The organism is Streptococcus sp. 2022WUSS037 (assembly GCF_044427225.1).
Classification (GTDB): domain Bacteria; phylum Bacillota; class Bacilli; order Lactobacillales; family Streptococcaceae; genus Streptococcus.
In genome coordinates, this window is record NZ_JAOTGJ010000043.1 from 1 (window position 1) to 11,506 (window position 11,506).

Genomic DNA, 11,506 nt, shown 5'->3' on the forward strand with positions numbered 1-11,506 from the left:
GGAAGTTTGCGAGGACTACGAGCTCGTGGTTTACGATTCAGATGTCCTTCATTTTTCAGCTGTGTCTCCCAACGGTACAAGGTATCGGTTCCAATACCAAATAGGTCACAGGTTTCCTTTTTTGTGTGTCCTGATTGGACATAGGCAATAACGCGTTTTCTAAAATCAATTCCGTAAGTCATAAGTCTATTTTATCATACATCAAATAAAAACTAAACAACTATAAGAAATAAAGAAGTGTCTGGTTGCTTTCCAATGCTAACTTATCTGCAAGGAGCGACTGATATTCTTGAGAACGTTCCGCTTCAACAGTTGCTTCTTGAGTAACCTTCTCAAGTTGTTTCTTACTAAGTACATTTACAGTATAATTGAGACCGAAAGCCGAATGTTTTTTATTAGTCGGTCTAGCCATAAGCCACATAAAGAGACGGACTGTAGCCTGCCCAAATAGATACATCAGCCCCATCAGGAAAAGAGCGTTGAAAAAATTATTGCCGAGTTCAACCACTCCCATCAGGACAAAAATGATACCACCAATATTTCCATTCCGATTATACTTAGCTGTTGTAGCCTGTTTAACACGTGTACTAATAGTCTGTTCAACAATAGAAGACATTTTATTCTTAATAGTAAAGAATTCATCAATCTGCACATACAAATACTGCAAAATATCAATGAGTTCCTCGCGACCAAATTGGTTTATATTTTGTTGTTCTGCCATTCTTTCCTATCCTCTTCTCCGTTTTTTTGCATAACCTAGTCCAAGACCAGCAAGGGCCGTGTAGCCTAACAATACCAAAAGGCTTTCTTGTGAGCCCGTTTGTGGCAGCTGTCTATACTTTTCAACTCTGCTATAAGTGATTGGCTGTAGCTTAGTACCTGCAGTTTGGTTGCCATCAAAGTAGCCCACAATCTTACCAACTTTATCTGTGATAGCAATCGGTTGACCGCCTGCATCATTGATAGCTTGTCTCTGAGCCACAAATCTGTGCTTGGGTATAAGCCTCCTTCGCAGCCTCATATTGAGCTTTAGCATCACGTTGGTTCTTCAAGAATTGGTCCAACTTATCGATTTCAGCGTCAAGGGTTGCTTTAGCAGCAGTGTGAGCCTTGATAGCTTTTGCAAGCTCTGCTTGAGCGTCTGCAAGGACTTGGTCAGCATTTTTGAGTGCTGCAAGCTTAGCCACTTGTTCGGCAAGTTGCGCTTTCAATACAGCAATTTCATCTGCAATCTTAGCTTCTTCAGCCTTCAATGCCTCTACTTTCGATTGAGCTTCTGCAAGAACGACTTCGCTTGTAGACTTAGCTTCTTTCAGTTGAGCCAATTTTGCTTCTTCAGCAGCCAATTGACTTTTCGCATCTTCAAGAGCTTTAGTCTTGGTTGCCACGTCAGCGTTGAAGTTGTCAACAGCTTGTTGAGCCTTAGCCAAGCGAGTTTCAGCAGCTTGACGAGCAGCGGTTGCACTTGTCAAGGTAGCCTGGGTGGCTGATGTTTGGTCAGCGATTGCTTCAAGGCTTGCAATGGTTGCACGAGTTGCAGTAAGTGCTGCCTGAGCCTTGTCATTTGTAGTTCTTGCCTGAGCAAGAGTTGCTTTGGCACTTGTGTCTGCTGCGACAGCTTTTGCTTGAACCGATTTCGCATCTTCAAGGGCTTTAGTCTTGGTTGCTACGTCAGCGTTGAGGTTGTCAACGGCTTGTTGAGCGTTAGCCAAGCGAGCTTCTGCAACTTTACACACAGTGGTTGCGGTTGTCAATGTAGCTTGGGCTGCTGGTGTTTGGTCAGCAGTAGCTTTCAAAGCAGTCAATTGAATTGTAGTTGCTTGTAAAACTGATTGAGCTTGGTTGTTAGCAGTTGTTGTACTAGCAAGGGTTGCTTGTGCTTGCTTGTCAGCTTGTGTCGCTTGAGCCTGTGCTGTCTTAGCAGTTGCCAATTCAGCTTTGAGGGCTGTTGTGTCGTATGGTGCAGCGATAGTGTTGCCACTGTTGTTGGAAAATTGAATAGTATGAGCACGTCCAAATCCACCAGGTGTTACACTTGTAACAAATGCTCCACTAATTTTCTGAGTTGTAGATGGCGTTAATGTTGCGTAAATAGGTTTATACCAATATTCGTTTGTAATATGCGCATAATTTTGGTTGTAATCACCAGCCCATGTATTGATTGACATACTGAAAATGTTCCGATATAACTGAGTCATGGTGGTAGTTTTAGTGGAGATGAATGCAATCCCCTCCGAGTTGTAACTTACATTATTATTGCCATCATTTTTTAATGCTGTATAGCTGTGATCACCAGTATTATCATTTTCAGCTGTATAATTTTTGGCAATTTGCATAGCAGCTTGTACAGCATCTTTTGTGACAATCACATCTTCGTTGTTTGAACCCCAAATTTGCTTACGCACAGCATTTTCAATATAAACATAGTATTGAGATAATGCTGTTACTTGCTCTTCTGTTAAGTTTGAAGGGTCAACAATGGTTGTATCAATTGGAGTTACCATTGTTTTAGTATAGCCAACCATATCGGTTGTATACCATGTATTGACTGCATTAAACAAGGCATCTTTATTGCTTTGAGACTCATCCTTCGCAAATGCCTTATAAGCATCAATAACATCTTGTGACAGTTTTGGTGTTGTTAAGTTATCAAAAGCTGCGATGTTAGCTGTCAACTCTGCCACTTTGTTGTTGGTAGCTGTTTTTGCGTCTGCTTTAGTTTTCGCATCAGCCTGTGCTTGTGCAAGAGCTCCAGTTGTTTGCTTAGCAGTCGCTTGTTGTTGCGCTTGTGTTTCAGTATGGCTTGCAATGTCGCTGGCCTTTTTAGCATCTGCGGCTTGGGCTGTTGCAAGGTCGCTTTGTGCCTTGGTTTCGGCTGCTTGGGCTCGTGTTAGGGCTGCTTGTGCATCATCACGGTCTGCAATGATTGTAGTTCCATCAGTACCATCTAGTTGCCTTCTGGGCCTTATCAACCACCGCATTGGCATTTACCAAGTCAGCTACTGCTTTCGTAGCATCAGCCTGTGCTTGCGCAAGGTCGCTTGCAGTCTTGTTAGTAGTTTCGGATTGAGTAGCCTCAGTTTCTTTAGCAGTTGCCAAGTCACTTGCTTTCCTTGCATCAGCTTCTTGAGCCTTAGTAAGGTCGCTTTGTGCCTTGGTTTCGTCTGCTTTAGCAACTTCAAGGTCACTTGCAGCAGCGTCACATTCTGCGATAATTGTCTCTTTACCTGTGCCATCTAGAACTGCTTGTGCATTATCCACAGCTGTTTGAGCATTATCCACAACAGTCTCTTGAGCGTCAATGGCCGCTTTGTCACTATTTACTTTAGCTTGTGCATCATCGGCTTTTGCTTGTGCTTCAGCTGTGTTTTCGGCGGCTTTAGTAGCCTTGCTTTCAGCTTCTGAAATAGCTGTTTGCGTATCAGCCACCCTTGTTTCAGCTTTCGCAATGTTCTCATCCCTTGCTTCGGCCTTGTTTGTTTCAGCCTCTGCAACCACTTCATTGGCCCTTTTAACCACGTTTGCGGCATTTTCTTCGGCAACACTCGCATCCACCACCACAGCAGTCTGATCAGTTACAGCCTGGCCAGCAGCAGTCTTAATAGTAGCCGCCTGATTAACCGTTGCTTCAGTCGGTGTTTCTGTTACAACAGCAGTACCATTGGTCACGATAACACCTGATACCGTCTCAATACCTACACTAGCTGTCAGAGACACCTCAGGGCTCTCTACAGGGCTTGTAGGGGTATTTACAGCTTCTTCAGCATGCACACCATTTGCAATTACAAATGAGCTAAGAGTCGCTACTCCAATAGCTGTGCTCTTTATCAGTTTCTTGCCCATCAATTGAATCTCCTTTTTTAGCAATTAGGAAAGGCTTGGCTGTAAAGTCAAGTCTTGTTATACTAATATAACAAGCGATTTGTCAAGTATTTTGTGTAATATTTTCATTTTTTTGTCAAAAAAAGATCTAAAATTTTTACATACTTTTCCAAGTCAACAAGAGATAAGAAGAACAGCCCCATGAAAGCTTGTCATCAGCCCAAAGGAAAACTGAAAGCATTATTTTCCATGCCCAAATTAATCAACACCTTAAATACAGGAAACAACTGTAGCAATTTTCAGAAGCCCACCTTCCCATTATCAACATAATAAAGTAGAAGTACTATAGCAAATCTAACATTACTACAATATCAGAAAAAATTTGAGCCTAAAACCACCCTACCCACCAGACAAAGCAAAAAAAGAAACGCTGATAAAACAACGTTTCTTCATAAACTATACCGGCGGCCGGGGTCGAACCGGCACGTCCTTGCGGACACTGGATTTTGAGTTTGAAACTTAAGAACTTATAGCCACACAAATCCTATTAAATCAATATTTTAAGACGTCCATTCTGTCGTAAAAACAACATAATTTTTTTATCGTGGAATTTTTTTGGCATTTTTGCTTGACACATCTCCGAGATAGTGCTATTATGATAGTATCAAAATGATATTCAAAGGAAAATACAATGACTGAATTAGAACTTTATAGAACTTTGTCTCGAAATAATAATTTGAGCAAATCTGAAATGAATGTTGTCATCTACTGCTATAATGCTGAGCATACTTCTAAAGAAATTGGTTCTTATCTAAATTGGCAATCTCCCAATGTAGCAAGACTACTAATAACAATGTTTAACAAGGGAATGCTCAATAGACAGCAATTAGAAGATAAAAAGACATACGTGTACACTACCAATATTAGTAACCCTTTACTTGGAATTGAATGATAGGGCAACACCTATCATTATATTTTCAAAACAATAGTATCAACTATATAGTATTTCATAGATATTAACGGAAGGAAGATATATGAACTCAAGAGCTTCACCAACACTTATTTAAGAATACTTACTGTGACAATAAAATAGAGAAATGAGGCAATAATATGAAACCTAAAAAGAATATCATAGTACCAATAAAGCTAGTCCCAAGGACTGGAATTCATACCTTTGACGACGTTATCGAACAAGGGTATTGCCGTAGGCTATCAAAATACATTCCCGATGCAGTTATTGGGGGATTCTACATATACGATTCAAAAGATGCATTACCATATGCAAAAAAACTTAAAAATACTATTTATGGTAAGAATTTATCCGTTGGCTATCTAGCGAGATTGCTTGACATGTGGCATAGAGCTTGTCAGTTATTCCATATTACAACAGGTTCCTGTTTGGCTGATGACATTTTCACTTCAAAAAAAATTACCAATGAGTCCTATTATTACAGGGGCAATACCTCGGATTTTATTACTGATGAGATTTTAGACCGTGTTCAAGAGAACCACCGCACCTTCTCAAGAAAAGCCAATAAAGATAATATCTTTGCTGTTGAATGTGAATTTGATGTAAATCCTGACTTTTATCATTATGTTGTGAACAGACTAGGCTGGACTAAATTCAAATATAGTTACTTAGTTAAGGCTGTTGCAGGGGCGTTATCCGAGCAGGGGAGCTAACCCCTCCCCCTTTGGTTTTATGAAAGGAAATTATTATTATGAAAATTTATAAATTTATGTTTTATATCACATATCCAGCGTTGGTTTATTCTATTTATCTATTATTGGATTTAACTAATGAGTACGGCACTCCCTTAGTAGAAACATTTTTTATTGCAGGAGGTGTGATTGGGATTCCTCTTTTATTGTGGTTGATAGATGTTGTTTCAACTGAAAATGAAAATGATAAGGTAGGGGTAAGTAATGATAAAACTATTACATCGGATGCAAATTTGGAGAAATCAGAGGCTTAAAACAGTTAAACCTACGCTATATATACCTGTTTTTTATAGCAGGATTGTTTCTAAGTCTTTCTATTTTATTTTTGCGATATTGATATTGACTACTATTCTTTCATTTCGAGAAAATTTTCTTAGTTCAATCGTTGGTATATTTTTTATTAGTATATTTTGGTTTATATTTCGCTTTTGGAAAAAATGTCAGCAAGCATACCTGAATGGAATCAACTATAATTTGCAATATATGATTGTCTCTAACAAATTTTATGAGAGTCAGGTTATAGATGGCAGAGAAGAAATTACAAATTATTTAGTTCTAAAATATAGAGAAACTGAAAAGAACATAGAAGTTCATGCCATGAAATATGGAGATAAATATAATGAGTTAGCTTCTAAACTCGGCTCACTCCTGTCTAGTTCACTTTCTTTAGAGTTGGGGGAAATGACAGAAACAATTAGCCAAGCAACTTATATTTTTCCGAAGTTTGCTGAGAAGAGATTGACTTGGGAGGATACTCTAGGAACTGCAAATTTGACAATCTCTGAGAAAGTGGGTTGGCAGTTTGGCTCACCGCCTCACGTCCTTTTGGCTGGTTCGACCAAGTCGGGGAAAACGGTGCTCCTAGAAAACCTTGTAGCCCAATACTTGAATATCGGAGCTGAAATAAAGTTGCTCGACCCAAAGAACGGGGAACTTTCTTGGCTTGTCGGTAAAAAGTTAGAGGATAGGTTAGGCTATAAAGTTGTTTATAATAGCCCTTTTCAAATTGCAGGAGCTTTGAGAGAAGCTGTCTTGGAAATGAATAGACGCTTTCAGGTTATGGCGGATAACCCAGATACCTATATTTCTAAAGGAAAAGTTTTATCGTGGGCGGATGTCGAGGGCAATTATCCTCTTGTTATCGTGCTTGATGAGGGGATTGCTTTCAAAACAGAGGCAGAAACGACTAAAGAAGGGAAACAAGCCTATCAAGAGGCAATGTCGAACCTTGGAAGTCTATTAGTAAAATCTCGCCAAGCCTCTATCGAAGTTATAGTAGGTCTGCAGAGAGCCTCAAGTGATTTCATTCCGACGTATATGAGGCAAAACTTTGGCACAGCACTCTTATTAGGTTCGACTACTGCTGATTCAGATTCTTGTCGCATGATGTTTTCAAGTCAAGATATTGATTATAAAACTTGTAACATAGGCACAGGATACATTCAAATAGATGGAGTGATTCCACAACCTAGATATGTTGAAACACCTTTTAAGTCTGATGAACTAGACTTTGAGGAATATTTTGATAAGGCTTGCGACCGCTACTGGAGTATTAGAAATAATGACGGTCTTTCGGACTAGCGAATAGAGACGATTGCCCAGGGGGCAGAATCGAGCGGAGCGTTCCTCTTTTCGCTAGGAGAAAGAGCCAACCGACTGCTTTGCAGGAGGTCAGAAAAATACCCCCAATACTAATAGGGGGGGCACACATACATGAAATGTACTCTAAACCCTTGATACGTAAGGGGTTACGGCTTGTTGGTTATACCGAAGTCATTGAAACCCTTGTGGGAGAAGGGATTGAGTCGCTTTTCGTGTAGGATACGACTTTTTGAATAGAAAATGGAGTAATTATTATGACTTACAATATGACAGATACTACCCTTAAGATTGGGCAACTTGATTTGGATATGACACAGTTTGAAGTGCCGAAAAAAATTGTTATTCTATCTGCTAAAGTTAATAATAGGTATAACGAGGTTAATGGCGAGAAAATTAAAACTGAAGAGATTACAAAAATCGTTTGTACTGCACTTGATGCCGACAAAGTGAAGGTACTAACTGAAATGGGGATTTCTACTGATGATTTGAAAGCTATCAACCTAGAAATTGTAGGTAATGTAGATAAGATTGCTACGCTCGCTCAAAATGAATCACTTTTGAATGTTCCGATTGAGTTGGTTAAGCCGAAAATTCGTTTAGCTTGGAACATGGCACGAAGTAACTGGGCAGGTGTTAAATTAGTATGTGAGGACATTAAAATTCTAGGAGCATAACCCTATGAATACAGTCAGAATTGATTATTTTGCAGTAACCGTTAAAAATATTCCTCCAGAAAGGGTTTTAACTGATATTCTTTTAATTCCTTTAGAAGATTTCACATTAAATAATTGGGGAATAAACAAGTACCAGCGACATTATGCTTGTTCTGAGATTAAAGTGTACTTTAATAAGGATAGACCTTCAATGGGGGTTTTTATCGAATTAAAAGGGCAAGGTTGTCGCCAATACGAAGAATTTTTGGACGGTAACGAAAATAATTGGATAGCTTTGATAGGTCGGTTGTATCAGTATTCGGTGAATTTTACTCGTTTAGATATTGCTCACGACATATTTGACGGTAGTTTAGATGTTCAGCGAGTATATGACTATTGCAAGAAAGGTTTATGTATCTCGAAAGCAAAGCATTTTGAGTATCATGAAAAATCTGTCTTAGAAAATGGAGAACGAGTTGGCGAGACGGTTGCTATAGGTTCCAGAGGTAATCAACAATGGTGTATCTACAATAAACGTATGGAACAACTTAGCAAGCAAGAGCTTGTAGAATATCCCTCTTGGATTCGTGCGGAACTTAGATGTTGGCAGGATAAGGCGAATATTATTGCAGAGCAATTGTTTCTAAAGCGTCCTCTGTCATCTATCTATTTTGAAGCTATCAATGGTCACTATCGTTTTGTGAAACCAAATGCGACAGATACTAATCGTTGGAGAAGAAAAAAGGTCAAGTGGTGGCTAGACTATCTCAAGACCGAAAATCAGACCGTTTTGAGTGTTGAAAGGACTAAGCCAACCCTACGACAGTCCGAGGCTTGGACAGAGAAACAAGTTGCAAAGACATTAGCAAAGGTTTATATAGCAAAATATCAAGCCTATGATGTTCAAAAGGCAGAAGATTATATTCAGAGTCTGCTAAAAGATGGATTGTCTCGGCTAACCGATAATGATGAAAAGGATATTGAGCAATATATCCGAGAGCAGAATAGCTCCCCATTATGGGGACAAAAAAGGACGACTTGAAAAATCGCCCCTAAAATTAACTAACTAGATTATAACAAAAGAAAGGAAAGTGTTCAATGATAGCAACCGTAAATAAGAAAGACCTAGTTGCTCTTGGGTTCTCTGAGGGCACTTCTAAACGCATTATCAGGCAAGGGAAAGAACTACTAATTGCAAGAGGGTTTTTCGTATACCGAAATAAGCGTATTGGTACAATTCCTGCTACCGTCGCTACTGAACTACTTGGATTTGATGTCTCTTTAGGTGCTCATCATGACCGTTAAAAAAGCAAAAAACGGAACTTGGACTGTTGACATTTCTGACGGTTTCCACCCTGTTACTCAAAAGCGGATACGGATTATTCGCAAAGGTTTCAAAACTAAGAAAGAGGCTTTAGAGTTAGAGCAGTATATCCGTGTTGTTGAGTTAAAAGAAAAACGATTTGATTTTTTGGTAACTACCGACATGCTTTTTGATATACTTGAGGAAGAAGACCAACAAAACAACAGGAAAATCAGCTACATCTCCACACAAAGAAATAACTATGAGCGACATATCAAGCCTTATTTTCTGAATACAAACTTAAATAAACTATCCTATGAGCACATTTTTGAATTTCGAGAACATCTTAAAACAAAGTCAAAAAAGCAAAATGATAGTGTTACGTTAAGCCATAATACAGTCAATAAAATAATGATACTTCTCAAGAAAATTTTTGATACAGGTGTAAGAAAATCACTGATAGATAAAAATCCTGTTGAAAATCTAAGAAAATTGCCTATTAGTAAGCCAACTATAAATTTTTGGAGTGTGGAAGAATTTAACGAATTTAGAAAACTCATTACAAGTGATGAAATAAGCTATGACCTATTCTTTACGATTGCCTTTTTTACTGGCATGCGACTTGGCGAGATACTAGCGTTAAATTGGTACGATATAAACTTAATCACTAATACTATTCACATCACGAAAACAGCTTACTTTGTTCACGGTACAAATTATATCAATAGCACAAAAACTAGGGCAGGCACTAGACATATTACAATCAATCATAAATTAGCAAGAATGCTTGGAGACTGGAAAGAAAAACAAAGCGACTTACTCAAAGAATTTACAACAGATACAGAAAGTCTTCAAGTTATTCAGAGTACACCACTACCAATCACAAAAAATATGATTGATAAAAAATTTAAGCAGATACTGGCTAGGAACAACTATCTAAAAAAGATACGAATACACGATTTAAGGCACTCTCACGCGTCTTTACTTATCAATCAAGGGGAAGATTATCTTGTAGTGAAAGAACGTCTTGGACATGCCTCTATCACGACTACAATAGATACATATTCCCACCTATACCCTAGTAAACAAAAGACACTGGCGAACAAATTGGACGATATTTTTTAGAAAATGGAATCTATTGGTAACTCGAAAAAGACCAATAGAAAACATAAAAGAAAAGACAAGGCTTAGAAACCTTGTCTTTTCAATAACTTTAAACTATACCGGCGGCCGGGGTCGAACCGGCACGTCCTTGCGGACACTGGATTTTGAGTCCAGCGCGTCTGCCAATTCCGCCACGCCGGCATATAGTTGAACTGGGGTAGCTGGATTCGAACCAACGCATGAGGGAGTCAAAGTCCCTTGCCTTACCGCTTGGCGATACCCCAATATTAAAATAGGCGAGTGAGGGGAATCGAACCCCCGAATGTCAGAGCCACAATCTGATGTGTTAACCACTTCACCACACCCGCCATATAACACGGGCAGTAGGAATTGAACCCACACTGAAGGTTTTGGAGACCTTAGTTCTACCTTTAAACTATGCCCGTAAAGGTATGGAGAGAGAGGGATTCGAACCCCCGAACCCGAAGGAGCGGATTTACAGTCCGCCGCGTTTAGCCTCTTCGCTATCTCTCCGAAATATAATATTAAATTAATGGCGCGAGACGGAATCGAACCGCCGACACATGGAGCTTCAATCCATTGCTCTACCAACTGAGCTACCGAGCCAAATTCTTAAAGAAATTGCGGGAGCAGGATTTGAACCTACGACCTTCGGGTTATGAGCCCGACGAGCTACCTAGCTGCTCCATCCCGCGATAGTAGTAAGGAGGATGTGGGATTCGAACCCACGCACGCTTTTACACGCCTGACGGTTTTCAAGACCGTTCCCTTCAGCCGGACTTGGGTAATCCTCCAAATATAGTCCGTACGGGATTCGAACCCGTGTTACCGCCGTGAAAAGGCGGTGTCTTAACCCCTTGACCAACGGACCATATAATGGGCACGAGTGGAATCGAACCACCGACCTCACGCTTATCAGGCGTGCGCTCTAACCATCTGAGCTACGCGCCCAAACCAAGTTTGGGTATGAACTATGTTCAAAGCGGGTGACGAGAATCGAACTCGCGACAACAGCTTGGAAGGCTGTAGTTTTACCACTAAACTACACCCGCTTATATGGGAGTTAACGGGATCGAACCGCTGACCCTCTGCTTGTAAGGCAGATGCTCTCCCAGCTGAGCTAAACTCCCAAATGGAGATCTCTCTCCAACTTGCTAAGCGACTACCGTATCTAACAGGGGGCACCCCCCAACTACTTCAGGCGTTCTAGGGCTTAACTGCTGTGTTCGGCATGGGTACAGGTGTATCTCCTAGGCTATCGTCACTTAACTACTGAGTC

General features: G+C 40.0%; 13 protein-coding genes, 12 tRNA genes and 1 rRNA gene. 8 read left to right on the forward strand and 18 right to left on the reverse strand.

From position 1 onward, the window contains the following. The 5 genes from ODU55_RS10550 to ODU55_RS10570 all read right to left on the reverse strand — a co-directional run. Positions 1-182, reverse strand: a 182-nt coding sequence (locus ODU55_RS10550) for a helix-turn-helix domain-containing protein (protein WP_398582609.1), incomplete at its 3' end; no start/stop codon positions are given. Between the two features lie 38 nt (positions 183-220). Then, positions 221-721, reverse strand: coding sequence for a hypothetical protein (locus ODU55_RS10555; RefSeq protein WP_398582800.1), 501 nt, complete (start codon positions 719-721; stop codon positions 221-223). 6 nt (positions 722-727) lie between these two features. Beyond that, positions 728-982, reverse strand: coding sequence for an LPXTG cell wall anchor domain-containing protein (locus ODU55_RS10560; RefSeq protein WP_398582801.1), 255 nt, complete (start codon positions 980-982; stop codon positions 728-730). Then, complete coding sequence (locus tag ODU55_RS10565; RefSeq protein WP_398582802.1) at positions 957-2,981, reverse strand: SEC10/PgrA surface exclusion domain-containing protein; 2,025 nt, start codon at positions 2,979-2,981, stop codon at positions 957-959. Before ODU55_RS10565 ends, ODU55_RS10560 begins: the two co-directional genes overlap by 26 nt. Continuing rightward, complete coding sequence (locus ODU55_RS10570; RefSeq protein ID WP_398582803.1) at positions 2,938-3,843, reverse strand: hypothetical protein; 906 nt, start codon at positions 3,841-3,843, stop codon at positions 2,938-2,940. The genes ODU55_RS10565 and ODU55_RS10570 overlap by 44 nt, the downstream gene beginning before the upstream one ends. Positions 3,844-4,513: 670 nt before the next feature. Here ODU55_RS10570 and ODU55_RS10575 point away from each other — a divergent pair. The 8 genes from ODU55_RS10575 to ODU55_RS10610 all read left to right on the forward strand — a co-directional run bounded on the left by ODU55_RS10575 (position 4,514) and on the right by ODU55_RS10610 (position 10,227). Continuing rightward, positions 4,514-4,774, forward strand: coding sequence for a hypothetical protein (locus ODU55_RS10575; protein WP_105212158.1), 261 nt, complete (start codon positions 4,514-4,516; stop codon positions 4,772-4,774). A 158-nt stretch (positions 4,775-4,932) separates the two neighbouring features. Then, positions 4,933-5,505, forward strand: a complete 573-nt coding sequence (locus ODU55_RS10580; protein WP_398582804.1) for a hypothetical protein — start codon at positions 4,933-4,935, stop codon at positions 5,503-5,505. A gap of 38 nt (positions 5,506-5,543) precedes the next feature. Next, on the forward strand, positions 5,544-5,798 hold the full coding sequence (locus tag ODU55_RS10585; protein ID WP_043026638.1) for a hypothetical protein: 255 nt from the start codon (positions 5,544-5,546) through the stop codon (positions 5,796-5,798). Next, complete coding sequence (locus tag ODU55_RS10590) at positions 5,770-7,125, forward strand: FtsK/SpoIIIE domain-containing protein (RefSeq protein ID WP_398582805.1); 1,356 nt, start codon at positions 5,770-5,772, stop codon at positions 7,123-7,125. The genes ODU55_RS10585 and ODU55_RS10590 overlap by 29 nt, the downstream gene beginning before the upstream one ends. Positions 7,126-7,400: 275 nt before the next feature. Continuing rightward, complete coding sequence (locus tag ODU55_RS10595; RefSeq protein ID WP_398582806.1) at positions 7,401-7,820, forward strand: hypothetical protein; 420 nt, start codon at positions 7,401-7,403, stop codon at positions 7,818-7,820. A 4-nt stretch (positions 7,821-7,824) separates the two neighbouring features. Beyond that, positions 7,825-8,841 carry a replication initiation factor domain-containing protein gene (locus tag ODU55_RS10600; RefSeq protein WP_398582807.1) on the forward strand — a complete coding sequence of 339 codons (1,017 nt, stop codon included), beginning with the start codon at positions 7,825-7,827 and terminating at the stop codon, positions 8,839-8,841. A 56-nt stretch (positions 8,842-8,897) separates the two neighbouring features. Continuing rightward, the gene (locus ODU55_RS10605; RefSeq protein WP_029989014.1) at positions 8,898-9,104 is read left to right on the forward strand and encodes a DUF3173 domain-containing protein; all 207 of its coding nucleotides are present in this window, start codon (positions 8,898-8,900) and stop codon (positions 9,102-9,104) included. Further along, positions 9,094-10,227, forward strand: coding sequence for a tyrosine-type recombinase/integrase (locus ODU55_RS10610; protein ID WP_111689748.1), 1,134 nt, complete (start codon positions 9,094-9,096; stop codon positions 10,225-10,227). The genes ODU55_RS10605 and ODU55_RS10610 overlap by 11 nt, the downstream gene beginning before the upstream one ends. A gap of 96 nt (positions 10,228-10,323) precedes the next feature. Here the strand turns inward: ODU55_RS10610 and ODU55_RS10615 are convergent. The 13 genes from ODU55_RS10615 to rrf all read right to left on the reverse strand — a co-directional run bounded on the left by ODU55_RS10615 (position 10,324) and on the right by rrf (position 11,496). Beyond that, a tRNA-Leu gene (locus tag ODU55_RS10615) sits at positions 10,324-10,407 on the reverse strand. 11 nt (positions 10,408-10,418) lie between these two features. Further along, positions 10,419-10,490: transfer RNA gene (locus tag ODU55_RS10620), tRNA-Gln, on the reverse strand. An 11-nt stretch (positions 10,491-10,501) separates the two neighbouring features. Beyond that, positions 10,502-10,574: transfer RNA gene (locus ODU55_RS10625), tRNA-His, on the reverse strand. A gap of 7 nt (positions 10,575-10,581) precedes the next feature. Continuing rightward, positions 10,582-10,652, reverse strand: a tRNA-Trp gene (locus ODU55_RS10630). A gap of 7 nt (positions 10,653-10,659) precedes the next feature. After that, positions 10,660-10,740: transfer RNA gene (locus tag ODU55_RS10635), tRNA-Tyr, on the reverse strand. 20 nt (positions 10,741-10,760) lie between these two features. Further along, positions 10,761-10,833, reverse strand: a tRNA-Phe gene (locus ODU55_RS10640). Positions 10,834-10,848: 15 nt separating this feature from the next. Beyond that, a tRNA-Met gene (locus ODU55_RS10645) sits at positions 10,849-10,922 on the reverse strand. Between the two features lie 9 nt (positions 10,923-10,931). Continuing rightward, positions 10,932-11,021 (reverse strand) — tRNA-Ser (locus ODU55_RS10650). 5 nt (positions 11,022-11,026) lie between these two features. Continuing rightward, positions 11,027-11,098, reverse strand: a tRNA-Glu gene (locus ODU55_RS10655). A gap of 6 nt (positions 11,099-11,104) precedes the next feature. Next, positions 11,105-11,178, reverse strand: a tRNA-Ile gene (locus tag ODU55_RS10660). A gap of 30 nt (positions 11,179-11,208) precedes the next feature. Next, positions 11,209-11,279 (reverse strand) — tRNA-Gly (locus ODU55_RS10665). 5 nt (positions 11,280-11,284) lie between these two features. Continuing rightward, positions 11,285-11,357 (reverse strand) — tRNA-Val (locus tag ODU55_RS10670). 23 nt (positions 11,358-11,380) lie between these two features. After that, positions 11,381-11,496 (reverse strand): 5S ribosomal RNA (gene rrf, locus ODU55_RS10675). Positions 11,497-11,506 lie beyond the last annotated feature (10 nt).

Bases quoted from the DNA above. Each gene is read 5' to 3' on its own strand.
- ODU55_RS10555 (WP_398582800.1), bottom strand. From the start codon at position 721: ATGGCAGAACAACAAAATATAAACCAATTTGGTCGCGAGGAACTCATT.
- ODU55_RS10565 (WP_398582802.1), bottom strand. From the start codon at position 2,981: ATGCGGTGGTTGATAAGGCCCAGAAGGCAACTAGATGGTACTGATGGA.
- ODU55_RS10570 (WP_398582803.1), bottom strand. From the start codon at position 3,843: ATGGGCAAGAAACTGATAAAGAGCACAGCTATTGGAGTAGCGACTCTT.
- ODU55_RS10575 (WP_105212158.1), top strand. From the start codon at position 4,514: ATGACTGAATTAGAACTTTATAGAACTTTGTCTCGAAATAATAATTTG.
- ODU55_RS10580 (WP_398582804.1), top strand. From the start codon at position 4,933: ATGAAACCTAAAAAGAATATCATAGTACCAATAAAGCTAGTCCCAAGG.
- ODU55_RS10585 (WP_043026638.1), top strand. From the start codon at position 5,544: ATGAAAATTTATAAATTTATGTTTTATATCACATATCCAGCGTTGGTT.
- ODU55_RS10590 (WP_398582805.1), top strand. From the start codon at position 5,770: ATGCAAATTTGGAGAAATCAGAGGCTTAAAACAGTTAAACCTACGCTA.
- ODU55_RS10595 (WP_398582806.1), top strand. From the start codon at position 7,401: ATGACTTACAATATGACAGATACTACCCTTAAGATTGGGCAACTTGAT.
- ODU55_RS10600 (WP_398582807.1), top strand. From the start codon at position 7,825: ATGAATACAGTCAGAATTGATTATTTTGCAGTAACCGTTAAAAATATT.
- ODU55_RS10605 (WP_029989014.1), top strand. From the start codon at position 8,898: ATGATAGCAACCGTAAATAAGAAAGACCTAGTTGCTCTTGGGTTCTCT.
- ODU55_RS10610 (WP_111689748.1), top strand. From the start codon at position 9,094: ATGACCGTTAAAAAAGCAAAAAACGGAACTTGGACTGTTGACATTTCT.